Raw genomic sequence first — 24,482 nt, 5'->3', positions numbered from 1 at the left:
GCTTTGCGCAAGCTGGCTCCATTGGATAGCATCCGCGCCATGGACGGGGACCGCATCAGTCGAGCCTTGGCCCGCATTGAGGCCGCCTCGCGCCGGATCGAGGACGCTGCCGCGCGCCCGTCTTCCGCCGACCCGTCCGCCGGCGACCCCGATCTCGAACGCCGCCACGCCGCCTTGCGCAGCGAAGCCGGGGCAGCGCTGCGCGAACTCGACAGACTGATCGCGGAACTCGAACAATGAGCAATGTCACCATCGATATCGCGGGGCGTAAATTCACCGTCGCCTGCGGCGCGGGCGAGGAAGCGCATATCGAGACGCTCGCCTCGATCATCGACGGCAAGATCCACGACATGCCGGGGCTCGCCAGCCAGTCCGAGGCGCGCTGCCTGCTTTATGCCGCGCTGCTGCTCGCCGACGAGAACTTCGAGCTGAACAATTCGCGGCCCGACGTCGCCGCACCGCTCGAAGCGCTCGCCGACAAGCTCGAACATCTTGCATCGCAGCTCGAGAGCTCGGCAAGCTGAGCCGCCGGGCATCCGTTCGATTTGGCCGCGCGCGACTGGGAGTTGACGGCAACTGGGGAGGGGGACCGACATGCTGACCACAATCATCATTGCGGCGATCGTTGTTATCGCACTCGTTTGGGGCGTGGCGATCTACAATCGCCTGGTCCGCCTGCGCGCGCTCGTGAAGGAAGGGTTCAGCGGAATAACCGTCCAATTGCGGCGCCGCGCCGACCTGGTGCCGAATCTCGTAAGCACGGTGGAGGGTTATGCCGCGCATGAAAGGGGCGTCCTGACCGAGGTTACCGCGCATCGCACCGATGCCACCAACGCCAGCGGCGTCGCCGCCACGGCCCAGGCCGACAGCGCCTTCACCGGAATGCTCGGCAGGCTCATGGCGGTTGCCGAGGCCTACCCCGAGCTCAAGGCTGACGCCAACTTCCGCCAGCTTCAGAGCGAACTCAGCGAAATCGAGGAACAGCTGCAAGGCGCGCGGCGCTATTACAACGCCACCGTGCGGGACCTTAACAGCTCGATTCAGTCGTTTCCTAACGTGCTCTTCGCCCGGCCGCTCGGTTTCAGCGAGGCGGAATTCTACACCGACGCCGACGCCTCGATCCAGCACGCGCCGCAGGTCAGGTTCGGCGCAGCCGAAAGCTGACGGCACCGCCATGCGGCTTCTTGGTCTCCTGCTCGCCGTGCTGGCCGTCGTTCTGCCGGGCGCGGCTTCGGCCGACGAGCGGATCCTGGCCTGGAACAGCGACATCGAAGTGCGCCGCTCTGGCGCGCTCGATGTAAGCGAGACGATCCGGATCCGCGCCGAAGGCGACCGGATTCGGCACGGCATCTACCGGGATTTCCCCACGCTTTATTCGACGTCGGGACGGCGGGTTCGTGTCGGCTTCGAGGTGACCAGCGTCACGCTCGACGGACAGGCCGCGCCCTACGAAACGGAATCTGTCGGCAATGGCATGCGCGTGAGGATGGGCAGCGCCGACACCGACGTCGAACCGGGCACGCACACCTATGAAATTGCCTACTCCACCACGGGGCAGCTCGGTTTCTTCGACGGCTACGACGAGCTTTACTGGAACGTCACCGGCACTGGCTGGGTATTCCCGATCGACCGCACCAGAGCCCGCGTGCAACTGCCGGAGCCCGTCGCATTCGGCCCGGAGCGAGCCGTCTATACCGGCCCGCAGGACGCGACCGGACACGCTGCCGAGGTTGTCGCCGAAGGACCCGGGACGATAACCTTCCAGACCACCGCCCCGCTCGGCCCCAACGAAGGCATGACCATTGCGGTCCGCTGGCCCAAAGGCGTGGTTGAAGCGCCTCCCACCCCGTCCGCCAGCGCGCAACTGCTGGAGCGCTACGCCCCGCGCGTGGCGGCGCTGGCCGGGCTGATCGGGCTGCTGGGATACTTCTTCTTGGCCTGGAAGCGTGCCGGACGCGGCCCAAGAGCGGGCACCGTCGTGCCGCTATTCACGCCCCCCGACGGTCTTTCCGCCGCAGCAATGCGCTACGTGAGGGAAGTGGGGTACGACAATCGCTGCTTCGCTGCGGCAGTCGTCGAGAGCGGCGTGGCGCGTAGGCTCAAGATCGCCGAGACGGAAACGGGAATTTTCGGGCGGAAGAAGACCTCTCTTTCACGCGCGGGGGGAAGCGGCGACCTGGCCGCTCCCGAGGAGGCCATGCTGACCGAACTGTTCGCGGGCAGCGACACGATCGAAATGGACAACGAGAATCATGCCCGTTTCAGCGCTGCCGGAAGCGCGCTGCAGGAAGGGCTGGAAGCTGCCTACAAGGGCGTCACCTTCCGGCGCAACCTCTCGTGGGCCTGGGCCGGACTTGGGTTGCTGCTCGTGTCGATGGGGCTCGTGGCAGCCACGATAGCCGTATCCGACACCCTTGCGAGATACGGCGAGCGCGTGCTGGCCCTGATCGGCCTTGCCCTGATCGCTGGAGGATTGTGGCTTTTGTTCCAGCGCTTGCACCGCATGCGTGGCAGCCTGTTTCTCGGCATTGCCCCCATCGTGCTCGGCGTGGTCCTGTCCGGCCTGATCTTCTTCAATCTGGCCGCGGCAGAACCTGTCACGACCTGGGCCTGGATTCTGTTTCCGCTGCTGTCGCTGCCGCTCGTTTTCTCGGCGTTCTCGTGGATGAGCGCACCCACGCGCGAGGGCCGCGCGATGATGGACCGCATCGCAGGCTTCGAGCAGTACCTGTCGATCACCGAGGAAGAGCGGCTGGAATCGATGCATCCCCCGGAAAAGACGCCGGAGCTGTTCGAACGCTATCTGCCCTATGCGATCGCGCTAGACGTGGAAAACCGCTGGGCCGACAAGTTCGCCGACGTCCTCGCCGCGGCGGAAAACGACCCGTCGAGACAGGGCAGCACCTTCACGTGGTATACGGGTTCCGGCAATGTCTGGTCCAATCCCTCGCGTTTTGCCGGAGCCATGGGCGGTACGCTCGCCAGCAGCATCGCCTCGGCATCGACTGCGCCCGGTTCGAGCAGCGGATCGGGGGGTGGCGGCTCCTCGGGCGGCGGCGGTGGCGGCGGTGGTGGGGGCGGCTGGTAGCATCCGGCCATTGCCGAGCGGACGGTTCCACCCTATCTAAAGCGCGGCGGGACTGCCCGGCACGAGCCGCAACAAAATCCCCGGGGCTATAAGCAATCCAAGGGAGCTGTCCCTGCCCTGGCGACCGGGTTCGTCCTGGGGACCGGGGTATATGGCTCCCACCTGACGTGAAGGCGTCGGAGGATTCTGAGGCAAACGACCCATGGTGGTTCCGCCACTCACCATTTCCGGCTAGCGGGGGCGGATGACTGCAGATCCCGCCCAGCAGAAAGCCGAAATCCGCAAACGGCTGCGCAGCGCGCGCCGCGAGCACGCCGCGAGCCTGCCCGCCTCCGTCAGCGCCCTGGTCTTCCATCGCCCGCCCGCGGCGGTGCTCGAACTCGTGCCCGATAGGGCGGTGATCGGGCTCTACCGCGCCGATCCGGGCGAAGCCCCGGCAAGCGGATATGCGAAGTTCTTCCACGAACGCGGGCACACCATCGCCCTGCCCTGGCTGGTGAACCTGCAGACGCCGATGATCTTCCGCGCCCATAGCGATCCCTATGCCGAGAGCGATCTGGCCAAGGGCTATTTCGGGCTGATGCAGGGCAGCGAGGATGCACCCGTGGTCCAGCCCGACGTGCTGTTCATGCCGCTGGTCGCCTTTACGGCGCGCGGTGAGCGGCTCGGCCAGGGCGGCGGCTTTTACGACAAGTGGCTCGGGGCGCACCCCGACGTCATCCGCATCGGCATGGGTTGGGACATGCAGGAAGTGCCCGAGCTGCCGATCGAACCGCATGACATGAACCTGACCGCGGTGGTCACTCCCACCCGCGTCCTGGGGCCGTTCACGTGAGGACGGAACCGACTCTGCGCATTCCGCTGGGCATACTCATGTTGCTGGCGGGATTGGCCGCCTACGCACTCGGCGTGGCCTGGGCGTCGCAGTGGATCGGGCAGCTTCCAATATGGGCGCAGACCATCGTCTACATTGTCCTCGGCGTCGCCTGGCTGCTGCCGCTCAAGCGCTTCCTGATCTGGATGGAAACCGGGCGCTAGAAGGACGATTCGGAACCGAGGCCTGCCCAGCCCTGTTTCGCTCGCATGCCCGAACTGCCCGAAGCGGAAGCGAACCGACTGCGAATCGAACGAAGCTGCCTGCACCGCACGATCGAGGCCGCGGACCTCGGCGACGACACCAGCTATATCGAGCTGCCCGGCGACAACGAGCGCAAGCGGCTGGCCGGACACCAGTTCACCGCCACCCAGCGCCACGGCAAGCTGGTCTTTGCCGGCAGCGCAAGCGGACCGTGGATTGCGGTGCACCTCGGCATGAGCGGCAAGCTGCTGCCTTTCGACGCGGGTGAGGAGCCCCCCGACCACACCAAGTTCGTCATCCGCTTCGAGGGAAAACGCCGCCTCGCGTTCCGCTGTCCGCGCAAGCTCGGTTGGTTGCGCGTCGTCGACAACCCCCAAGCGGAGCTGGATCGGCTGGGATTTGGGCCGGACGCCCTTGCCATGAACTGCGACGGGTTCTGTGCGGTGGTTGGCAGTACCAACGGGACCGTGAAAGGTGCGCTGCTCGACCAGCACAAGCTCGCGGGTGTCGGCAACCTCTGGTCGGACGAGATTCTCTATCGCATCGGCATTGCCCCGCAGCACAAAGCCTCCGCCCTCGGGAGGGCACAACTCGAGCAAATGTTCGATGCCATGCGCACGCTGTTATCCGCGGCGGTTTCGGCGGAGGCCGATTACAGCAAACTCCCCGATGACTACCTCGTGCGGCACCGCGAAAAAGGCACGTCCTGCCCACTGTGCGGCGGCAAGATCAGGACCGCCAAAGTGAGCGGTCGAACGGCCTATTTCTGCGCCGACCATCAATCGTGAATTGGAAAATGTCCCAAGTGGCGCGAGTGACGGGACTCGAACCCGCGACCCTCGGCGTGACAGGCCGATACTCTAACCAACTGAGCTACACCCGCGCATTTCGGCGGTAGCGCCTCTTGGGAGCCGCGCGTCTAGTGGAGGGTCTGGGGGCTGTCAACAGCGCTTCCGGCACCCCCGAAAATTATCGTGTGGTGGCGGGCCGACAAGCTCTTCCTTAACCATATTTTCGCCTCTTCTTGCCATTGCTGCGGCCGCGCCCCCAGCGGGCCGCAGACGGAGGTAACCATGCGATTTGAGGGGCCTGTCGCAATGTTGCTGGCCGCCGCTCCGCTGGGGGCGCAAACGCCTCCGCTAGCTCTGGAAAGCGCTGTATTCGTCGAACGCGGCATCGGCGCCGAACGCACGGTGGAGCCTTCTGTGCGTTTTACGCGCGGAGAACGCGTGGTTACGGTCATGCGCTGGGACGCCCCGCGGGGAAATTACACGGTGACCAGCGCGGTCCCCGCCAGGCTGCAATTCGAACGCGCGAGCTCCGACCGTCTGGAGGTTTCGATCGACGGCGGCCGCACCTGGCGCGGCGCTGCCGAAGTCCAGCCCGAAGCGGTCACGCACTTGCGATGGCGCATCGGCGCCGGCTCGGGCCGGCTCAGCTATAGCGCGATCGTGCGTTAGCGCTCAGCGCTCGTATTTCCAGTTCCGGCGCTTGCCTTCGGCAAGCCATTCGATCGACGTCGCGAGACGCCGGGCGCGAGTCGCATCCTGTTTCGCCTCGGTGACCCATTCGAGGTATTCACGTCGCTGCGACGGCGGGAAACCCTCGAATGTCGCCTCAGCCGCGGGGTTCTTGCGAAGAGCGTCCGCGAAGTCCTCGGGAACGCGCAAGTCTTGCGGCGCTATGGCCTTGGCTGGCCGTTTGACCGCGCTCCCGCTCTCGTCGATCCGGGTCACGGCCTCGCGTAGCTTTGCGGCGATGGCATCGTCGGGCGGAAGGTCTGCCAAGCTCGTAACCTTGCCGATCTGCCCCATTCCCTCGAAGTCGCCGTGCCGGCCCTCGCCGTGGATGGTCAGCGCGCAATGCGCCTTGAACGCCGCCATACCGGCCACGTTCTTATCCCTGTAGGTGAAGTGCGGCATGCCCCACTTGATCGTCTCGCCGGCCGTCGGGATGGTTTTATGAACCACCTTGCGCAAGTGGGCGAGGATCGGCCGGGCAAACTCGGCCGACTTGGCGATATAGGCGTCGATGCGCGGGTCGCGGGACATGCCGCGACTATATCACCTCAGTCGGCGAGCAGAAGCACCGGCGTTTCGATCAACTTCCTGACCGCCTGGACGAAGGCCGCGGCGTCGTAACCGTCGACCACGCGGTGATCGGCGCTGATCGAAATGTTCATCAGCTTGCGCTTCTCGATCCGCTCGCCGCCCATGCCGTCGGTCACGAACATGGGCCGCTCGACGATGCGATTGGGGCCGATGATCGCCACTTCTGGGCGGTTGATCACTGGGGTGGTCGCGACGCCGCCAAGCGGGCCGAGCGAGGTGATCGTCAGGGACGAGCCGGAGAGCTCGTCGGACTTCGCGGTGCCGTTGCGCGCGGCTTCGGCGAGACGGGCGATCTCGCCCGCCAGCTGCCACAGGTTGCGCGCCTGCGCATCGCGGATCACCGGGACCATCAGCCCGTTGTCGGTCATCGTCGCCATGCCGAGATGCACCGCGCCATAGCGCTGCACCACGTTCGCCTCGTCGTCATAGCGGGCGTTGAGCATCGGGAATTCGGGCAGCGCGCGGCAGATCGCGGTGATCAGCAGCGGCAACAAGGTTAGCTTTGGCTTGGCGCCGCGATTGGCGTTGAGATCGGCGCGGAGCTTCTCGAGATCGGTGACGTCGCATTCCTCGACATAGGAGAAGTGCGGAATGTTGCGCTTCGATGCCGCCATGTTCTCGGCGATGCGTCGGCGCAGGCCCATGACCTTGATGGTCTCGTCGCGCATCGCCTTGCCCGCCGGTGCAAAGCCCTTGCTCGCGCCGTAGGACAGGAAGGCATCGAGGTCGGCATGGCGCACGCGGCCGTCCTCGGCCGGGCGCACTTCGCCAAGATCGATGCCCAGTTCGGCGGCGCGCTGGCGCACGGCCGGGCTGGCGAGGACTTTGGCGCCGGAGGAAGGTCCGCTTGCCGGAGAAGGCTTGTCCTTCTCCGTTCGCGGTGAGCCTGTCGAACCGCGAACTTGCGACGGTTGTGGCTCCGCACTTCGTCCTTCGACAGGCTCAGGACGAACGGGTTCTGGCGGTGCCGCTTCCGCAGCAATCGCATCCTCGGCATCGCTGGCGTCGGAAGTCTCGACCTCGATCCGCTGCTCGACCGCTTCGGCCTTCGGCGCGGGGGCATCGGCCTCCTCGGCCACCGCTTCGTTGGCTTCGACGACCTCTTCCGGAATTTCGCCTTCGGTCTCGACGACCACCAGCGGGCTGCCAATGGCGATCACATCGCCCTCCTCGCCCGCGACCTCGACGATCTTGCCGGAGACCGGGCTCTCCATCTCGACGGTCGCCTTGTCGGTCATCATGTCGGCCAGGCGGCCGTCTTCCTCGACCATGTCGCCGACCTTCACGTGCCAGGCGACGATCTCTGCTTCGGCGATGCCTTCACCGATGTCGGGGAGGTTGAAAGTGAATCGTGCCATGCGTCAGGCTTCCAGAAGCTTGTCGATCGCCTCGCCGATGCGGATCGGACCGGGGAAATAGGCCCATTCGAGACTGTGGGGATAGGGGGTGTCGAAGCCGGTCACGCGTTCGACCGGTGCTTCGAGGTGGTAGAAGCAGCGTTCCTGCACCAGGCTGACCAGTTCGGCACCAAAGCCGGATGTGCGCGTCGCTTCGTGTATCACCAGGCAGCGCCCGGTTTTTTCCACGGACTTTTCCACAGCCTCGATGTCGAGCGGGACGAGCGTGCGCAGGTCGATGATCTCGGCATCGACGCCCTTTTCGCGGCACACGGCCTCAGCGACATGGACCATGGTGCCGTAGACCAGCACGGTCAGTGCCTCGCCCTTTCGCACGGTTCGCGCCTTGCCGAGCGGGATCGAGTAGTAGCCTTCCGGCACCTTGGCGTCGGGGTGATCCTTCCACGGCTTGGTCGGCTTGTCGTAATATCCGTCGAAGGGGCCGTTGTAGATCCGCTTCGGCTCGAAGAAGATGCACGGGTCGTTGTCTTCGATCGCGGCGATCAGCAGGCCCTTGGCATCGTGGGGGGTGCTCGGGACGATGGTCTTGAGGCCCGAAACGTGGGTGAAGATCGCCTCAGGGCTCTGGCTGTGCGTCTGCCCGCCGAAGATGCCGCCGCCGAAGGGCGTGCGCACGGTCATCGGGGCGATGAACTCGCCGGCCGAGCGATAGCGTAGCCGTGCCGCCTCGGAGATGAGCTGGTCGAGCCCCGGATAGATGTAATCGGCGAACTGGATCTCCGGCACCGGCCTGAGGCCGTAGGCGCCCATTCCCACCGCCACGCCAATGATCCCGCATTCGGAGATCGGCGTGTCGAACACGCGGGTCTTGCCGTACTTGTCCTGCAGGCCGGCGGTGGCGCGAAACACGCCGCCGAAATAGCCTACGTCCTCGCCCATGACGATGACATCCGGATCGCGCTCGAGCATGATGTCGAGCGCGTCGTTGATCGCCTCGATCATGTTCATCGGCCGGGTCGGGGCGTCCGACAGGCTGACGACGTCGTCCCCGCTTACTGCTGTGGCCATTTGATCTTCCTCTCGCGGATCGCCTGATCGGCCTGTTCTTCCAGGTGCCACGGCAATTCCTCGAACACGTCCTCGAACATGGTGTGGAACGGGTGGTGCATGCCGTGACCGAGGATGCCGTTCTTTTCGGCCTCCTTGGTCGCGGCCTTGACCGCCTCGGCCAGTTCCTGGTCCATCGCCTTCTGCTGATCCTCGGACCACTCGCCGAGTTCGATCAGGTGCAGCTTGAGCCGCATGATCGGATCGCCGAGCGGCCATTCCTCGCGCTCCTGCGCGCTGCGATACTGGCTGGGGTCGTCGGAGGTCGAATGGCCCTCGGCGCGGTAGGTGAAATATTCGATGAGGGTCGGGCCGTTGTTCGACCGGGCGCGGTCGGCAGCCCAGCGTTCGGCGGCATAGACCGCCAGGGGGTCGTTGCCGTCGACGCGAAGGCCGGCGATTCCGTAACCGATGGCCCGCGCGGCAAAGGTCGTGCGCTCGCTACCGGCAAAGCCGGAAAAGCTCGAGATGGCCCACTGATTGTTGACGACGTTGAACACGACGGGCGCGTTGTAGACTGCAGCAAAAGTCAGCGCGGAGTGGAAGTCGCCTTCGGCGGTGCTCCCCTCGCCCACCCACGCGGCGGCGATGCGGCTGTCTCCCTTGATCGCGCTGGCCATCGCGAAACCCGTCGCTTGGGGCAGCTGCGTCGCCAGGTTGCCGCTGATGGTGAAGAACGAATAGCCGCGGCTCGAATACATGATCGGCAGCTGACGGCCCTTCAGCTTATCGCCGCGATTGGAGTAGATCTGGTTGATCATCTCGACCATCGGATACCCGCGCGAGATGAGCACGCCCTGCTGGCGATAGCTTGGGAACGCCATATCGTCGCTGGCCAGCGCATGCGCGGCGGCGACCGAGGTCGCCTCCTCGCCGGTGCATTTCATGTAGAAGCTGGTCTTGCCCTGCCGCTGACCGCGATACATCCGCTCGTCGAAGGCGCGGACCAGCGCCATGTCGCGCAGAATCTCGCGCAGCTTGTCGGGGGATAGCCGCGGATCCCACGGACCGTGCGCTTTGTTGTCATCACCCAGCACGCGCACCAGGGCGGTGCACAGCGGGTTGGTTTCGCTGGCCGCGCAGGTCTCGTCGGGCCGCGGCTGAGCGCCCGCCTCGGGCACCGGGATATGCGAAAAGTCGACCGTGTCGCCGGGCCGAAACTTCGGTTCCGGAACGTGCAGTGCGAGCCGCGGCCGGTTGTAGCCGCCGCCTTCACCCTGCTTCGCCATGCTGCTCTCCCAACTCTCGCCAACGCGAGAAACGAAATTCTACGGAGGCGACATAATATTAGTTTCGTACGATACCGTCAACTTCGCTCGCCGATGGGATTCGCGACCGTCGAATTCACACCGCCACCGGCGCCCGAAGCGCGCCCTGCGGGGCATAATTCGTCACCTCGAAGTCGTCGAACCGGTAGCCGAAAATCGACGTGGGTCGCCTCTTTATGGCAAGCCGCGGATCGCCCGAGGGTTCCCGGCCAAGTTGCTCTTCCACGAGCTCGGCATGGTTCAGATAGAGGTGCGTGTCCCCGCCCATCCATACGAGCTCGCCCACTTCGTAGCCGGCCTGCTGGGCGATCATCCGTGTCAGCAACGCCGCGCCGAACAGGTTGAACGGCAGCCCCAGCGCGACATCGCAGCTGCGCTGGTAGAGCACGCAGGAGACCCGGTCGCCGGCGACGTGGAACTGATAGGTCTTGTGACAAGGCGGCAGGGCCATCCGGTCGAGTTCGGCAACGTTCCAGCCCTCGATGATGTGCCTACGGCTTCCGGGATTGGTGCGCAGGCTCTCGACCGCCTGGGCCACCTGGTTAAAGCCGGGACCTGGCCGAAACAACCCGTTGCCCGCCGGCTCAAAGGTGGGCCAGTCGACCCACTGCTTGCCGTAGACCGGGCCGAGATCGCCCCACCTGGCGGCAAAATCGGCGTCCTCGACGATGCGCCGCTCGAAATCCTCCTGCGCGATATCCTCGCCCGAGGCCTCGCGGTATTTCTTGAGCGGCCAGTCGCTCCAAATCGTCACGCCCTGTTCGAGCAGCGGGCGGATGTTGGTCTCGCCGGTCAGGAACCACAGCGTCTCGCGCGCCGCGGCCTTCCAGAACACGCGCTTGGTGGTCAGCAACGGGACGCGGCCTTGCGAGAGGTCGCAGCGCAGCTGGGTACCGAACAGCGCCCGCGTGCCGACACCGGTGCGGTCGATCCGCTCGTCGCCCTCGGTCCAGATGCGCCGCATGAGTTCGAGGTAGGACCATTCCCAGTGCTCGCGAGGGGCAGAATCGGCCGGGTGCGGGGTGCTCGCCATGATCTTTGCGCTACCACCCCAATTGCCCGCTTGCCACCCTGTCCGCTGCTGCCTATAGGGCCGCCTCTGCCTTGCCCCGGACCTGTCCGGCGGCACCGGTCGGGGAGTAGCTCAGCCTGGTAGAGCACTGTCTTCGGGAGGCAGGGGCCGGAGGTTCGAATCCTCTCTCCCCGACCAGTTTTGGCTGGAGAAAGCCGTCCCGGGGGGCGGCTTTCCGCCACAACTCCCCGGCGGAAGCGAGGGGCTCCGTGTTAGCGAGCCGCCCCAGAATTGCCTCGCTTGCCCCACACCTTTCGATTGCAATGCACTTGTAATGCGACGGTCCAATCGCCATTGGAAGCGCGCGGCTGGCGACCATTGCGGGTACAGATGAACCTCACGCATCAATTGAACGATCTCGACGGCGACAAGCTGCGGGAAGAGTGCGGCGTTTTCGGCATCATTGGCGGTGCCGAGGCGGCAGCCGCGACCGCGCTCGGCCTCCACGCGCTGCAGCACCGCGGTCAGGAAGCCGTCGGCATCACGAGTTTCGACGGGCGCGAGTTCTACACCCGCCGCGGCCTCGGCCACGTGGCGGAAAACTTCTCGAGCGGTGAGTCGATTGCCGAGCTGCCCGGCACGATGGCCGTCGGCCACGTCCGCTATTCGACCACCGGGGGTGCGGGTCTGCGCAACGTCCAGCCGCTCTATGCCGATCTCGCCAGCGGCGGCTTCGCCGTAGCGCACAACGGCAACCTGTCGAACGCCGGCCAGCTGCGGCAGGACCTGGTTCAGAAGGGTTCGATCTTCCAGTCGACCTCGGACACCGAGGTCATCATTCACCTCGTCGCTACCAGCACGCAGCGCACGATGCTCGACAAGTTGATCGACGCATTGCTGCAGGTCGAAGGCGCCTATGCCCTGGTCATCTGCACGCCGCGCGGCATGGCCGCGTGCCGCGATCCGCTCGGCATTCGCCCGCTGGTCATGGGCAAGCTCGGCGACGCAACCGTATTCGCCAGCGAGACCGTGGCGCTCGACGTGATCGGTGCGGAGTTCGTCCGCCAGGTCGAACCCGGAGAGTTCATCGAGGTCGATCACGACGGCGCCGTGCGTAGCCATCGTCCATTCGGAGAGCGTCCCTCGCGCCCCTGCATCTTCGAGCATGTCTATTTCAGCCGCCCGGATTCGATCTTCAACGACCGCTCGGTCTACCAGTCGCGCAAGCTGATAGGGGTGGAGCTGGCCAAGGAAGAGCCGGTCGTGGCCGATCTGGTCGTGCCGGTGCCCGACAGCGGCGTGCCCGCGGCGATCGGTTATAGCCAGGAATCGGGCATTCCTTTCGAGCTCGGGATCATTCGCTCGCACTATGTCGGTCGCACGTTCATCCAGCCCTCCGACGGCGCCCGCAACGCCGGCGTCAAGCGCAAGCACAACGCCAATCGCGCCTTGGTGGAAGGCAAGCGCATCGTCCTGATCGACGATTCGATCGTGCGCGGCACGACCAGCATGAAGATCGTGCAGATGATGCGCGACGCCGGCGCCCGCGAAGTGCACTTCCGCGTCGCAAGCCCACCGACCGGCCACGGTTGCTATTACGGCGTCGACACCCCCGAGCGGTCCAAGCTGCTCGCCGGCAGGATGGATATCAAGGCGATGTGCGAGTTCATCCAGGCCGACAGCCTCGCCTTCGTGTCGATCGACGGGCTCTATCGGGCCGTCGGGCTGGCTGGCCGCAACGATGCCTGCCCACAGTACTGCGATGCCTGCTTTACCGGCGATTACCCGACGGCGCTGACCGATCTCGACGGGCGCCGGCGCCAGGCCGCCCAGCTCACCCTGCCCGTCAACAAGGTCGCCTGATGGCCGACGACAAGCCGCTTTCCGGGCGCGTGGCGCTCGTCACCGGCGCGAGCCGCGGAATTGGTGCGGCGACGGCGCAGGCACTCGCCGCGGCCGGGGCGCACGTCGTCCTCACCGCACGCAGCGCACGCGATCTGGAAGCCGTCGAAGAATCGATCCACCAGGCCGGCGGGACCGCGACGATCGCGCCGATGGACCTGGCTGAAAGCGATTCGATCGCCCGTCTTGCCAACGCCATTTCCGAACGCTGGAACCAGCTCGACGTGCTTGTGATCAATGCCGCGCTGCTGCCGCAGCTGACGCCGGTGACGCAGATCGAGCAGAGCGCGTTCAACAAAGCCCTGACGCTCAATGTCTTGGCGACGCAGGCGCTTCTGGCCAACTTCGACCCGCTGCTCAAGCGTGCCGAGGCGGCGCGGGTGATAGGCCTCACCAGTTCGGTCGGGAAGGACCCGCGGGCCTATTGGGGCGCGTACGGGGCCACCAAGGCCGCGTTCGACAACTTGCTGTCCGCCTATGCCCATGAGGTCGAGCGCATTTCCGAGACCCGGGTCGCGATCGTCGATCCGGGGGCCACGCGGACCCAGATGCGCGCCCGCGCCTACCCGGGCGAGGATCCGCAGACGGTCAAGCCACCCGAGGAAGTGGCCAAACGCATCGTGGCTCTCGTCGCCGAGGACTTCTCCAGCGGGGTGCGGATCAGGGTGGAAAATTCGCGTTAACTGCGTCTGGTAGCAACCTGGTAAGCAAATCAGGCAAGAGTCCTCTTCGCGGACCCCGATGGGCCCGTGGGGGCATCGCTAAAGGGACGCTTGCGATGAGCATGCAGAACGTCGTTGGTCGCTACGAAATCGCTGCGCAGGAAGATCGCAGCGCTCCGCGCACCAAGCTTTCGATTCCGGCACAGTTTCGCCAGTCGGGCGGTCGCGCCTTCCAGACTGTGGTCCACGACCTTTCGCTGTCGGGCTTTTGCTGCACGGCGGTGAGCCGGGTACACGCCGGCACCGTGTGCTGGCTGACCCTGCCCGGTCTGGAATCGCTCCAGGCAGAAGTGATCTGGTGGGAAGACAATATGGCGGGCTGCGCCTTTGCCAGCCTGCTCAGCCCCATCGTTCACGACAACATCCTGGCCCGCTACCGCGGCGACGGGACGTACGGCGGCTGACAATTATTCCGCGGCCAAGGCCGCGTGGACCTGCGCCAGCAATGCAGTGCGCGGGCCAGTGAGGTCTGCGCCCGTTGCCTTTGGCCAGTTACCGAGGATCACCACCACGAACTCCTCGTCGGGAAAAAGCGTGATCGACTGCCCGAAAATACCGACTGCGCCAAACGCCCCGGCGGGATAAGTCCACCACTGGTAGCCATAGCCGAAACCCTGACCCAAATCGACATGCGGCGCCCCGGCCCGGCCCAGCCAATCGGACGCCACGCTGCCGTGCCCACCCTCGAGTACGAACTGGCCGAAACGGGCATAGTCGCGCATCGACAGCTCGATGCAGCAGCCGCCGACGTTGCCGCCGGTCAGCTCGGTCTGCCAGAATAGCTTGCCCGCCAGTCCGGCGGGATCGACCACCTTCTGTTTGGCATATTCAGCGAGTGTCCGTCCGGTCGCCTTCTCGACCAGCTCACCGACAAGGTTGGTCTCGCCGGTCTTGTAGACCCATTTCTCGCCCGGCGGGGCCTCGCGCGGCAGCTTCTTCATTACCGTAACAACCTGCGATTGCCCCGGGTCGGGTTCGACCGCGAAGATTCGCGCCACGTCGCTGTTCGGATCGGCGTAATCCTCGTTCCAGGCAACGCCCGAGGTCATCGTCAGAAGCTGCTCGAGCGTCACATCGTCGTAAGCGCTACCCGCGAGGCCCGGGACATACTGCGAAACCTTGTCGTCCAAGCTCCTGATGTAGCTGTCCTTCATTGCCGCCCCGGCGAGCGTCGAGGTCAGGCTCTTGGCCATCGAGAAGCTGGTCCAGCGCTGTTCGGGGCCGAAGCCGAGACCGTACTTCTCATAGCGGACCTTGCCGCCCTGCAGGACCATGATCCCGGCAATGTCGCCCCGCGCGAGGTACGTGTCGAGCGCGCCCGATGCCGTAGCCGGCAGCGCGGCGCCGGCAGGCAGTGTGCGCGGATGGGGCGATGGGGCAACCTCGATGCCGGGGAATAAGTCCTCCATATGGCGGAAGCGGTCGGCGCGGGTGGCGTCGTCCCAGAACAGCACTTCGGTCGAAGCGCGCGTCAGGCTCGTGGCGGTGGCCGGCGGCGAAGTCCGCTCAATCGCCGGGGATGCGAGAGTGCAGGCCGCCAGCACCGCCGCGGCGAACGCCGGAACAAATCTGAAATGCATCAACTGTCCTTAATCAGGGTGACTTGGCTGACGGTAATCCCCCCGCCGCGGAAGCCCCCTTCGCAGTACATCAGGTAGAAGCGCCACAGGTTGCGGAAGCGCTCGTCGAAACCTGGCGGCAGACGGCCTTCATCGCAGGCCCGATCGAAGTTCGCGCGCCAGGCCTTGAGTGTCTCGGCGTAGTCGAGCGGGAAGTCCTCCTGATCCTGCCACGACAGCCCGCGCTCCTCCGCCAGGGCGCGGAATTCGCTCGCCTTGATCAGCAGCCCGCCGGGAAAGACGTAGGCCTGGATGAAGTCGGCGTTGCGGGCGTAACCCTCGAAGAGGCTTTCGTGCATGGCGATGAACTGGATCGCCGCGCGTCCGCCCGGTTTCAGGTTGCGGGCGACGCAATCCATGAATTTGGGCCAGTATTCGCGCCCCAGGGCCTCCACCATCTCGACGCTGACGATCGCATCGAACTGCCCGCTGGTATCGCGATAGTCCTGCTTGAGGAACTCGATCGCGGGAAAGCGTTTGCGCGCCCAGGCCAGTTGCTCTTCGGACAGGCTGATGCCCGTCACGCTGGCCCCCCGCTCGGCGAGGTGATTGCACAGCCCACCCCAACCGCAGCCGATCTCAAGCACGGTTTCGGGGTCGCCGATGCGCTCGGCGAGCCGCTCCCATTTGCGCACCTGCGCCGGCTCGAGCCCGTCGTCGCCGACGCGGTAGGCGCTCGAATAGGCCATCGTCGGGTCGAGCCACTGGCGGTAGAAGTCGTTGCCGAGGTCGTAGTGGGCGTGGATGTTCTTTTCCGCGCCCGACTTCGTGTTGCGGTTGAGCCAATGGGCAAACCGCGCCGCGGCTCGATAGGGGCCCTTGGCGCGGCCGGTTTCGCCGAGCGCTTCCCCGTTGACCGAAAACAGCGCGAACAGCGGCACCGGGTCCGGGCTTGTCCACTCGCCCGCTTCCCACGCCTGGTAGAAGCCGACCGAACCGCCGAGCGCGAAGCGAATTAGCGCACGCCAGTCATGGATCGTGATCTCCCCGGCGAAACCCGGAGTGCGCCCACCGAGCATGCGCACCGAACCGTCGGGCAAGCGTATGACGATCGAACCTTCGTTAAGACCCTCGTCGATCCGGTCAATCAGCGCGTGAAAACCGCCGAAGAACAGGCGTGCGAAGAATCCCGGCGCAATGCCGAACCGGCGTCCGCCTTGTAGCAGCGCCCCACCCCTGGCGATCTCCCTGTTCACGCGCGGCAATATGCAACCCGCCGCGCCGCGCGGCAAGCTAGAGCTCGCGGTATGCGGCGAGAGCCCGTTCGCGCCCGGCCCGATGTTCGATGATCTTCGCCGGATAGTCCGCCGGACGCTCGATGTCCGAGGGATCGTGGATGGCAGCGTCAGGCAGCTCCGTCAGCTCGGGCACCCATTCGCGGATATATCCGGCGGCCTCGAATTTCGGGCTCTGGGTCAGCGGTGCCATGATGCGCACGAACATGCTGGCGTCGATGCCGGTCCCGGCGACCCACTGCCAGTTCGTGCCGTTGCTGGCATAGTCGGCATCGACCAGCGTATCCCAGAACCAGCGCTCACCGACGCGCCAGTCGATCAGCAGGTGCTTGGTGAGGAAACTCGCGGCGATCATTCGCACGCGGTTGTGCATCCAGCCCGTTGCCCAGAGCTGCCGCATTCCGGCATCGACGATCGGATAGCCGGTCCGCCCGTGTTGCCAAGCCTGGAGATCGGCCGCGGCCTCGCTCTCATGGTCGCGCCAGAGGAACGCGGCAAAGCTCTCCTTGTAGGAATGCTCGGGGTAATCGTGAAACTGCAGCAGGACGTTGGCCGCGTAGTCGCGCCACACCAGCTCGCGCAGGAAACTTTCGACTCCTTCGCCGCTCCGCCGGGTGAAGACATTCCAGACTTGCCGCGGGGAAATTTCGCCGAAATGAAGGTGGGGCGACAGCCGCGAGGATCCGTCGACCGATGGCAGGTTGCGCTGCTCTTCGTAGCTGCCGGCGCGCTCGGCGAAGTCCCAAAGCTGCTCCTGTGCCGCACCCTCGCCCACCTGCCATGCCGCGCGCATTCCCGCCGACCAGTCGGGTGAGTCCGGCAGCAGGTTCCAGTCTTCGAGCCGATCCGATGCAGGCCAGCTCTCCGGCAGGGTCAGGCTCGGCACCGGCAAAGGATCGCCGGGGGGCATTCGTTCGCGGAGCGCGCGATAGAAAGGCGTGAAGATCTTGTACGGCCCGCCCGCCGCGGTTGTCACCGTGCCTGGCGGCAGCAGGTAGAGGCCGCCGTGGCGAATGAACTTGACCCCCACCGGCAGGGCTTTGTCCAACGCCCGCTCGGCATTGCGCCACCATGGCTCGTAATGTCTCAGCGCATGGACCCCACTCGCACCCGTTTCCTCGACCAGCGCCGCCAGCACCTCGGCCGCCCGGCCCCGCCGCAGGATCAGTTGCGCATTGTGCTTGTGCAGATCGGTGGCGAGCGAGGCGAGACTGTGATGCAGCCACCAACGGCTCGCCCCGCCCATCGCGCGGTGTCTGGGAGTTTCGTCGTCGAGCACATAGACCGGGATGACCGGACCGCGCGCGGAGGCAGCGCGGAACGCTTCCTGATCGCTCAGCCGCAAGTCGCGGCGCAACCAGACGATCTGCGGACGGGCTTCAGGCACGGAACTGGCCTGCCATTGTGCCGTTGCCCTGCCAATGGCGAAATCCCCCGAAATCGTGACCATGCCCGCGCGCGGCTGGAGCATTGACCGGCGCAAGGCGCTGATCGTCGCGGCGCTGTGCTGGCTCGGCTTCGCGGCCATGGTCTGGCTGGTCGAGACCGGCCACGTGGACTCGATCGACCGCTTCGGTTTGCTATTCTGGCGCGAGGGCGACGGGCTTGGGCCGCGCGGCCCCACGCTCCTGCTCGAATCGGTACGCGACGTGACTTCGCTCGGCGGCATCCTGCTCCGCAACCTGTTCGCACTCGGCGCGGTCACCGCGCTGCTGTTCCTCAGGCTGCGGCGCGAGGCGATCCTGTTCGCGCTCACCGTGGTTGGCGCCTGGCTCGTCGAAAGCGCCATCAAGGGACTGGTCGGCCGCGCCCGCCCCGAGATCGTCCCGCATCTGACCGAAGCGGGCGGCGCGAGCTTTCCGAGCGGGCACAGCTTCAATTCGGCCGTGGTCTACATCGCCATGGCGCTTGCCTTCGCGACACTCAGCGCGCGGCAGTCGGTCCGCTTCACCGTGATCGGCGCCGCCCTGGTGGTCAGCCTGCTGATCGCCTGGACGCGAGTCTGGCTCGGCGTGCATTTCCCCAGCGACGTCATCGCCGGGTGGCTCGGCGGTGCGGGATGGGCCTTCCTCTCGGCCGCATTGCTATTCAGGCCGGCGCAGAAGGCTGCGCAGAGCGAGCAGGCGAAGAAACTCGACCCGACAAAAGCTAACAGCCCGCAGCGCCGGTCGGCACCGTCGCGGAGGTGCCCAGCCGCCCCGCCCCCGGCCGCTCGCCGAAGCGGGCGTCCTGGTACTGCACCGTGACCGCGCATTGCTCGCGCTTGACCCAGGCCATCGGCAAGATCGACCAGCGGCGAAAGCTCGCCAGCGAGGGCGTTTCGAGCAGGACCTTGCGGGCCAGTGGGCCGGTCATGCCGTCGGGGACGGGTTCCGACAGGGAATCTGGCTGAAGGGCAAACGCGGCAAATTGGGCCTTTCCGCGCGAAATCAGGTGATCCTGCCGCCAAATCACTTCGCGGCGCCAAAACAGAACAGGTGGGGGTGAGACGACCGTAACGTCCGGCTTGGCGTAAGGTATCTCCCTGCGCGGCGCTTCGCGTGCCATCGCGCTCACCACGCCATTGCCGCAGATGTACACCAGCACCGCGGCCAGCCCGATCATCGGGGGCCGCCGCCAGTTTCCCTCGCCCGCCCTCTCACGCCGCCGCGAAAGCCAGATAGCAGAACTCAGACCGGTCCAGATCCACACGTCGATGATGAACAGCGAGTCGTTGTGGAACCACAGATTGGAAAACGGGGAGAGCAGCTGCACCGCGTAACTGGTCTGCCAGTCGAGCAGCGGGTGAGTCAGGCAGCCGAGGAAGGAGAGCGCCAGCAGCCAGCCGAAGTGCATCTCCAGTCCGGACCCGAAACTGTCGCCTCTTCGCACCTGCCAGCGATCATAAAGCCAGAGCAGCGCGGCCAGCAGTGGCGGCAGCACCCAAAGCCCGGCAACGAGGCTATGTGTCGCTCCGCGGTGGATCGCCAGCGGCGCCCAAGGCACCCAGCCGAAGAACACGTCGATATCGGGCGCGTTGGCCCCGAGGACCAGCGCTGCCAGCCCCTTGCGGGTCTTCCTCTTGAGTCCGGTCTGACCGAGCGCCCAGCCGACTAGCGAATGGGTGAAGTTGTCCATCCTTCAGCGTGCCGGTGCGAATCGCGCGCGGCGGCGGCGACCGTTCGGAGCGCGGCGAAGGTGACACCAGGTTGCCGCCTGTGACACTGTCCAGAGGCAAAAACCCGGCCCGCGAACGAAAGGCTTGAGTCCTCCCGATCGCCGCCACGTTCCACGCTTGTCCATGTGCCTCTCGTGGCACAGCGGGCAGCCTGTAGGAAAGCTGATTGTCGTCCCCTAGACCGGATCCTGCGCCGTGCCGCCGACGGTCCAGGTCTGGCCCTGGCTGAGCAGCTTGGCGAGGTTCGCTACCTTGCCATCCGCTGCCCGGTGGCGCTCGGCATCGACGCCTTCCTCGAAGGTCGGGCGCGGATCGTCGTAGAGAACGCCGAGCGCCATGGGAAACTCTCCGAACGGCAGCTCGACCAGCATGTGCGCAATCGAACGATTCTTGACGTTGTGCACGATGACTCCAGCCGCTTGCCAATCGCCATCGACGACGTCGACCACCTTGAGGCACAGCGCCTCGCGGTCGAGCGCGATACCCTTGGCGCCCCCGGCGTAGAGCATCGGCTCGCCATCCTGCAGCCAAAGCTGCTGCGCCTCGGCGCCCTTGGGCGCGGCGAAATCGTCGAACACGTCCTTGTTGTAGACGATGCAGTTCTGGAAGATCTCCACGAACGCGGCGCCCTGATGGGCGTGGGCGGCCTTGAGCACCTCGGGAAGGTGCTTGCTGACGTCGAACCCGCGAGCCACGAAGCGCGCGCCTGCGCCGAGCGCGAAGGCGCAGGGCTGCGCCGGACGATCGACCGAGCCCCATGGGGTGGACGGGCTTTTCGTGCCGATCCGGCTGGTCGGCGAGTACTGGCCTTTGGTCAGGCCGTAGATCTCGTTGTTGAACAGCAGGATCTGCAGGTTCACGTTACGACGCAGCACGTGCATCAGGTGGTTGCCGCCGATGCTGAGGCCGTCACCGTCGCCGGTCACCATCCATACGTCGAGATCGGGATTGGCCAGCTTGATGCCGGTAGCGAAGGCCGGAGCGCGCCCGTGGATCGTGTGAAAGCCGTAGCTCTCGACGTAGTACGGGAAACGGCTCGAGCAGCCGATGCCGCTGACGAACACCGTGTTCGCAGGATTGCTGCCAAGCTGCGGCAGCGTGCGCTGCACTGCCTTGAGGATCGCATAGTCGCCGCAACCGGGGCACCAGCGGACCTCCTGGTCGGTCTCCCAGTCCTTGAGCGTGGTGGTTACCGGCGTCATGTCGTTCATTGGTTCACCGCCTTGTCGTCGCTGCCGGTGTGGGGCGCCGCGGCGCCGTCGCCGTGGAACGGAGCGTCGGGATACGTGCCGTCGTCGTGGCCCTGCTCAGCCCCGGGAAGCTGCTGGCGGTTGGCCGGCACCCCGCCGCCCTCGTTGTCGGACATTCCGTCGAAGTATTTGCCGATCGCGGCTTCGAGCTCGGCAATCTGGAACGGCTGGCCGCTGGTCTTGGTCAGGCTTTGGCAGTCGACCAGCAGCTGGTCGCGAAGGACGGTCTTGAACTGGCCGGTGTTCATCTCGGGGACCAGCACGTTGTCGAAACCCGCGAGCAGCGCGCCGAGATTCTTGGGCAGCGGCCAGACATGGCGTACGTGGATGTGGCTCACCGCCTTGCCCTTCTCGCGCCAGCGGCGAACGGCCTGGCGGATCGGTCCGTAAGTGCTGCCCCAGCCGACCACGGCCAGGGTGCCCGTTTCGTCGCCCAGCGCGACGTCCTGGTCGGGCACCGCGATGTTGTCCATCTTGGCCTTGCGGGCATCGGTCATCGCCTGGTGGTTGGCCGGGGAATAGTCGATGTTGCCGGTCAGCTCGTGCTTCTCGATCCCGCCGATGCGGTGCATCAGCCCGGGCGTGCCAGGCTTGATCCACGGCCGCGCGCCCTTGGCGTCGCGCTTGTAGGGCAGCAACTCTTCGCCGTCGTTCTTCTCCGCGAGGAACCGGACCGGGAAATGCTCGAAGCTCGCCGGATCGGGTACCTTCCACGGCTCGGCAGCATTGGCGATGTAGCCGTCGGTCAGGAGGATGACAGGCGTCATATACCGCGTGGCGATGCGGCAGGCCTCGATTGCCACCTCGAAGGCGTCGGCCGGGCTGCTCGCGGCAATTACCGGCAGCGGCGCATCGCCGTTGCGGCCGTAGACCGCCTGGTAGAGATCGCTCTGTTCGGTCTTGGTCGGAAGGCCGGTCGAGGGCCCGCCACGCTGCGAGTTGACGATCACCAGCGGCAGCTCGACCATGATGGCCAGGCCCATCGCCTCGCCCTTGAGCGCGATGCCCGGCCCCGACGAGGAAGTGACGCCGAGCTGGCCGGCGTAGCTCGCGCCGATCGCTGCGCAGATCGCGGCAATCTCGTCTTCCGCCTGGAAGGTGGTGACGCCGAATTCCTTCATCCGCGCGAGGTGATGCAGGATCGCCGAGGCCGGGGTGATCGGATAGCCGCCGAAGAACATCGGCAGCTCGGCCAACTGCGCCCCGGCGACCAGCCCCAGCGAGACGGCTTCGGCGCCGGTGATCGTGCGATAGAGGCCCGGCTCGCTTGGCACCGGGGGGATGTGCAACTGCTTGAGATGGTGGCCGCCGATCTCGGCTGTCTCGCCATAGGCGTGCCCGGCGTTGAGCGCGGCGATGTTCGCGCCGGCGATATCGGGCTTGGTCTTGAACTTGGCGTTGAGCCAGTCGACGAGCGGCTGGCGGTCGCGGTCGAACATCCACAGCGCCAGCCCGAGCGTCCACATGTTCTTGCAACGCAGCGCATCCTTGTTGCCGAGGCCGAAGTCCTTGACCGCCTCGATGGTCAGTGCGCTGATGTCGAAGGCCAGCAGATCCCACTTGGCGAGGCTCCCGTCCTCGAGCGGATTGGACTCGTACTTCGCCTTGTCGAGGTTGCGCTTGGTGAACTCGCCGCTGTCGGCGATGATCAGGCCGCCGGGCTTGAGCGCCGCGAGGTTCACCTTGAGCGCGGCCGGATTCATCGCCACCAGCACGTCGGGAGCGTCGCCGGCGGTGTTGATCTGGCGGCTGCCGAAATTGATCTGGAACGCGCTGACGCCGAACAGCGTGCCCTGCGGGGCACGGATCTCTGCCGGAAAGTCGGGGAACGTGGCGAGATCGTTGCCGGCCAGCGCGGTCGAAAGGGTGAATTGCCCGCCCGTCAGCTGCATGCCATCGCCGCTGTCGCCGGCAAAGCGCACGACGACCGCTTCGGGGGTTGTTGTATCGACCGGCCGTTCGGCCGTCTGGGTTGCCATTGTACTGTCCTGCTCGCGCCGGTTGCGGCGTCGTCAATCGATTATGGCGGGGACGTAGGTCCCACCGGGCGTGCTCGCAATCAAGTTTTTCTGTCGGATGAGGAAATTGCCCCGTGGAAACTGCCCCGGGTTTCGCTAGGGTCCGCGGCGAGAGAGCAGGAGAACTTCATGGTCGGAGACACCCCTTTCGTGCGCAAAGATGTCCGCGCGTTCCTCGATTACCTGGCGTCCCTGAACCAACCCATGCTCTACGAACTGCCGCTCGATGTCGCCCGCAAGGGCGCGCGCGAGATGAGGGATCTGATCGATGTCCAGCCGCGCGAGCTCGCGGTCATAAAGGACCTGAGGTGCCCGGGCCCCGGCGGGGAGATTCCGTTGCGGCTCTACGACGCCGAAGCCTCGCGCAATTCCGGACCGGCGATCGTCTTCTACCACGGCGGCGGGTTCGTGATCGGCGACATCGAGGTCTATCACAGCCTGTGTACCGAGATTGCCGCCGAGACCGGGCTGCCCGTGATTTCGGTCGATTACCGGCTCGCGCCCGAGCACCCATTCCCCGCCGCGCCTGACGATTGCGAGGCGGCGGCGCGCTGGGTCGGCGAAAGTCCGCAGGAACTGGGCTTCAAGGTTACCGGGCTGGTGCCGATGGGCGACAGCGCCGGCGGCAACCTGACCATCGTCACCACCGCCGCGCTGATTGCAGAGCCGGCGGCAGTCCCGGTGGTGGCCCAGGTGCCGATCTATCCGATCACCAACCCGATTTCGCACCACGAAAGCTTCAAATCCTTCGCCGAAGGCTTCTTCCTCACCTCCAAGCTGATGGCCTGGTTCACCGAGCAGTACGCCGGCGACGAAACCGACCCGCGTATGTACCCGCTGCTCAAGGCCGACCACTCGAGGACTCCGCCGACGGTGGTGCTGACCGCCGGGCTCGACCCGCTACGCGACTCGGGCCGTGAATATGCCGCGCACCTGATCGGCCAGGGCGTCGACGTGACATGCCTGGAAGCGCGCGGGATCAACCACGGCTTCATCACCATGCGCAAGGCGATCCCGAGCGGCATGCAGGACCTCAGGCGAGTCTATCGCGCGCTGGCGGCGATGCTGCCGTGACCACGCCCGACCCTGCGCTCTACCGCCCCTGTGTGGGCGTGATGCTCGTCAATGCGGCCAGCCACGCCTTCGTCGGCAAGCGCATCGACAACAAGGAAGGCGACTTCTGGCAAATGCCGCAGGGGGGCGTCGACGAGGGCGAGAACCCCGACGATGCGGTGCTGCGCGAGCTGTGGGAAGAGACCGGCGCGCAAGCCAGGCACGTCGAGGTTGTCGACCGTCTGCCCCGCGAGCTGTTCTACGAGCTTCCCGACGAACTCAAGGGCAAGCTGTGGGGCGGCAAGTTCGTCGGCCAGCGTCAGACCTGGTACCTGGCCCGCTTCACCGGCGGCGATGCCGACATCGACCTCGAGGCGCACGAGCCGCCCGAATTCTGCGAGTGGAAGTGGATCGAGCCGAGGCTGCTGCCGGAGCTGATCGTCCCCTTCAAGCGGGAGGTCTATCGGACCATCGTCGAGGGATTCGCGGGGCTTGTCTGACCCA

At 65.8% G+C, this 24,482-nt stretch carries 25 protein-coding genes, 2 tRNA genes and 1 other RNA gene; 16 read left to right on the top strand and 12 right to left on the bottom strand.

Going from position 1 to position 24,482, the window contains the following annotated elements; translation table 11 throughout:
• Positions 1-21: 21 nt before the first annotated feature.
• The 8 genes from Q7I88_RS10550 (at position 22) to Q7I88_RS10515 (ending at position 4,954) form a co-directional block, all read left to right on the top strand.
• Positions 22-240, top strand: a complete 219-nt coding sequence (locus tag Q7I88_RS10550; RefSeq protein WP_305095877.1) for a hypothetical protein — start codon at positions 22-24, stop codon at positions 238-240.
• Complete coding sequence (zapA, locus tag Q7I88_RS10545; RefSeq protein WP_305095876.1) at positions 237-524, top strand: cell division protein ZapA; 288 nt, start codon at positions 237-239, stop codon at positions 522-524. The genes Q7I88_RS10550 and zapA overlap by 4 nt, the downstream gene beginning before the upstream one ends.
• Before the next feature lie 70 nt (positions 525-594).
• Positions 595-1,164, top strand: coding sequence for a LemA family protein (locus Q7I88_RS10540; RefSeq protein ID WP_305095875.1), 570 nt, complete (start codon positions 595-597; stop codon positions 1,162-1,164).
• Positions 1,165-1,174: 10 nt separating this feature from the next.
• Positions 1,175-3,088, top strand: a complete 1,914-nt coding sequence (locus Q7I88_RS10535) for a DUF2207 domain-containing protein (RefSeq protein ID WP_305095874.1) — start codon at positions 1,175-1,177, stop codon at positions 3,086-3,088.
• A gap of 46 nt (positions 3,089-3,134) precedes the next feature.
• Positions 3,135-3,304: non-coding RNA, 6S RNA (ssrS, locus tag Q7I88_RS10530), on the top strand.
• 28 nt (positions 3,305-3,332) lie between these two features.
• Positions 3,333-3,923 carry a 5-formyltetrahydrofolate cyclo-ligase gene (locus Q7I88_RS10525; RefSeq protein WP_305095873.1) on the top strand — a complete coding sequence of 197 codons (591 nt, stop codon included), beginning with the start codon at positions 3,333-3,335 and terminating at the stop codon, positions 3,921-3,923.
• Positions 3,920-4,126 (top strand): DUF2842 domain-containing protein, encoded by a 207-nt coding sequence (locus Q7I88_RS10520; RefSeq protein WP_305095872.1) that lies wholly within the window; start codon positions 3,920-3,922, stop codon positions 4,124-4,126. Before Q7I88_RS10525 ends, Q7I88_RS10520 begins: the two co-directional genes overlap by 4 nt.
• A gap of 45 nt (positions 4,127-4,171) precedes the next feature.
• On the top strand, positions 4,172-4,954 hold the full coding sequence (locus Q7I88_RS10515; RefSeq protein ID WP_305095871.1) for an Fpg/Nei family DNA glycosylase: 783 nt from the start codon (positions 4,172-4,174) through the stop codon (positions 4,952-4,954).
• A gap of 18 nt (positions 4,955-4,972) precedes the next feature.
• On the opposite strand, the gene Q7I88_RS10510 is transcribed toward Q7I88_RS10515, so the two are convergent.
• A tRNA-Asp gene (locus Q7I88_RS10510) sits at positions 4,973-5,049 on the bottom strand.
• 214 nt (positions 5,050-5,263) lie between these two features.
• Between Q7I88_RS10510 and Q7I88_RS10505 the strand changes: the two genes are divergently transcribed.
• Positions 5,264-5,626, top strand: coding sequence for a hypothetical protein (locus Q7I88_RS10505; protein WP_305095870.1), 363 nt, complete (start codon positions 5,264-5,266; stop codon positions 5,624-5,626).
• 3 nt (positions 5,627-5,629) lie between these two features.
• Here the strand turns inward: Q7I88_RS10505 and Q7I88_RS10500 are convergent, their stop codons facing one another.
• The 5 genes from Q7I88_RS10500 to thyA form a co-directional block, all read right to left on the bottom strand.
• Positions 5,630-6,217, bottom strand: a complete 588-nt coding sequence (locus Q7I88_RS10500; RefSeq protein ID WP_305095869.1) for a YdeI/OmpD-associated family protein — start codon at positions 6,215-6,217, stop codon at positions 5,630-5,632.
• A gap of 17 nt (positions 6,218-6,234) precedes the next feature.
• Positions 6,235-7,635, bottom strand: coding sequence for a dihydrolipoamide acetyltransferase family protein (locus Q7I88_RS10495; protein WP_305095868.1), 1,401 nt, complete (start codon positions 7,633-7,635; stop codon positions 6,235-6,237).
• Between the two features lie 3 nt (positions 7,636-7,638).
• Positions 7,639-8,703 carry an alpha-ketoacid dehydrogenase subunit beta gene (locus tag Q7I88_RS10490; RefSeq protein WP_305095867.1) on the bottom strand — a complete coding sequence of 355 codons (1,065 nt, stop codon included), beginning with the start codon at positions 8,701-8,703 and terminating at the stop codon, positions 7,639-7,641.
• Positions 8,688-9,971, bottom strand: a complete 1,284-nt coding sequence (locus tag Q7I88_RS10485) for a 3-methyl-2-oxobutanoate dehydrogenase (2-methylpropanoyl-transferring) subunit alpha (protein ID WP_305095866.1) — start codon at positions 9,969-9,971, stop codon at positions 8,688-8,690. The genes Q7I88_RS10490 and Q7I88_RS10485 overlap by 16 nt, the downstream gene beginning before the upstream one ends.
• Before the next feature lie 115 nt (positions 9,972-10,086).
• Positions 10,087-11,043 carry a thymidylate synthase gene (gene thyA / locus Q7I88_RS10480; protein ID WP_305095865.1) on the bottom strand — a complete coding sequence of 319 codons (957 nt, stop codon included), beginning with the start codon at positions 11,041-11,043 and terminating at the stop codon, positions 10,087-10,089.
• A gap of 100 nt (positions 11,044-11,143) precedes the next feature.
• Here thyA and Q7I88_RS10475 point away from each other — a divergent pair.
• The 4 genes from Q7I88_RS10475 (at position 11,144) to Q7I88_RS10460 (ending at position 14,050) form a co-directional block, all read left to right on the top strand.
• A tRNA-Pro gene (locus Q7I88_RS10475) sits at positions 11,144-11,220 on the top strand.
• 192 nt (positions 11,221-11,412) lie between these two features.
• The gene (gene purF, locus Q7I88_RS10470; protein ID WP_305095864.1) at positions 11,413-12,885 is read left to right on the top strand and encodes an amidophosphoribosyltransferase; all 1,473 of its coding nucleotides are present in this window, start codon (positions 11,413-11,415) and stop codon (positions 12,883-12,885) included.
• Positions 12,885-13,607: an SDR family NAD(P)-dependent oxidoreductase gene (locus Q7I88_RS10465; protein WP_305095863.1), complete on the top strand. Its 723-nt coding sequence runs from the start codon at positions 12,885-12,887 to the stop codon at positions 13,605-13,607. Before purF ends, Q7I88_RS10465 begins: the two co-directional genes overlap by 1 nt.
• A 95-nt stretch (positions 13,608-13,702) precedes the next feature.
• A complete protein-coding gene (locus Q7I88_RS10460; RefSeq protein WP_305095862.1) occupies positions 13,703-14,050 on the top strand; it encodes a PilZ domain-containing protein in 348 nt (115 codons plus the stop codon).
• A gap of 3 nt (positions 14,051-14,053) precedes the next feature.
• On the opposite strand, the gene Q7I88_RS10455 is transcribed toward Q7I88_RS10460, so the two are convergent.
• The 3 genes from Q7I88_RS10455 to Q7I88_RS10445 are packed head-to-tail and all read right to left on the bottom strand — an operon-like array spanning position 14,054 to position 17,887.
• Positions 14,054-15,226, bottom strand: coding sequence for a serine hydrolase domain-containing protein (locus Q7I88_RS10455; protein WP_305095861.1), 1,173 nt, complete (start codon positions 15,224-15,226; stop codon positions 14,054-14,056).
• Entirely contained in the window at positions 15,226-16,461 is a 1,236-nt protein-coding gene (locus Q7I88_RS10450; protein ID WP_305095860.1) for an SAM-dependent methyltransferase, read from the bottom strand. The genes Q7I88_RS10455 and Q7I88_RS10450 overlap by 1 nt, the downstream gene beginning before the upstream one ends.
• Positions 16,462-16,498: 37 nt before the next feature.
• Positions 16,499-17,887, bottom strand: coding sequence for a cryptochrome/photolyase family protein (locus Q7I88_RS10445; protein ID WP_305095859.1), 1,389 nt, complete (start codon positions 17,885-17,887; stop codon positions 16,499-16,501).
• Between the two features lie 34 nt (positions 17,888-17,921).
• On the opposite strand from Q7I88_RS10445, the gene Q7I88_RS10440 reads away from it, so the two are divergent.
• Positions 17,922-18,746 (top strand): phosphatase PAP2 family protein, encoded by an 825-nt coding sequence (locus Q7I88_RS10440; RefSeq protein ID WP_305095858.1) that lies wholly within the window; start codon positions 17,922-17,924, stop codon positions 18,744-18,746.
• Here Q7I88_RS10440 and Q7I88_RS10435 read toward each other — a convergent pair.
• From Q7I88_RS10435 to Q7I88_RS10425, 3 genes are all read right to left on the bottom strand, one after another.
• Positions 18,649-19,617, bottom strand: a complete 969-nt coding sequence (locus tag Q7I88_RS10435; RefSeq protein WP_305095857.1) for a metal-dependent hydrolase — start codon at positions 19,615-19,617, stop codon at positions 18,649-18,651. The two genes, Q7I88_RS10440 and Q7I88_RS10435, sit on opposite strands and share 98 nt — an antisense overlap.
• 216 nt (positions 19,618-19,833) lie before the next feature.
• Complete coding sequence (locus tag Q7I88_RS10430) at positions 19,834-20,868, bottom strand: 2-oxoacid:ferredoxin oxidoreductase subunit beta (protein WP_305095856.1); 1,035 nt, start codon at positions 20,866-20,868, stop codon at positions 19,834-19,836.
• Positions 20,865-22,886 (bottom strand): 2-oxoacid:acceptor oxidoreductase subunit alpha, encoded by a 2,022-nt coding sequence (locus tag Q7I88_RS10425; RefSeq protein WP_305095855.1) that lies wholly within the window; start codon positions 22,884-22,886, stop codon positions 20,865-20,867. Before Q7I88_RS10425 ends, Q7I88_RS10430 begins: the two co-directional genes overlap by 4 nt.
• Before the next feature lie 168 nt (positions 22,887-23,054).
• Between Q7I88_RS10425 and Q7I88_RS10420 the strand changes: the two genes are divergently transcribed.
• Positions 23,055-23,999 carry an alpha/beta hydrolase gene (locus Q7I88_RS10420; protein ID WP_305095854.1) on the top strand — a complete coding sequence of 315 codons (945 nt, stop codon included), beginning with the start codon at positions 23,055-23,057 and terminating at the stop codon, positions 23,997-23,999.
• A complete protein-coding gene (locus Q7I88_RS10415) occupies positions 23,996-24,478 on the top strand; it encodes an RNA pyrophosphohydrolase (RefSeq protein ID WP_439648338.1) in 483 nt (160 codons plus the stop codon). Before Q7I88_RS10420 ends, Q7I88_RS10415 begins: the two co-directional genes overlap by 4 nt.
• The last annotated feature ends 4 nt before the right edge of the window (positions 24,479-24,482 follow it).

This window comes from Croceibacterium aestuarii (assembly GCF_030657335.1).
Classification (GTDB): domain Bacteria; phylum Pseudomonadota; class Alphaproteobacteria; order Sphingomonadales; family Sphingomonadaceae; genus Croceibacterium_B; species Croceibacterium_B aestuarii.
This window is presented reverse-complemented; position numbering and strand designations above follow the sequence as displayed.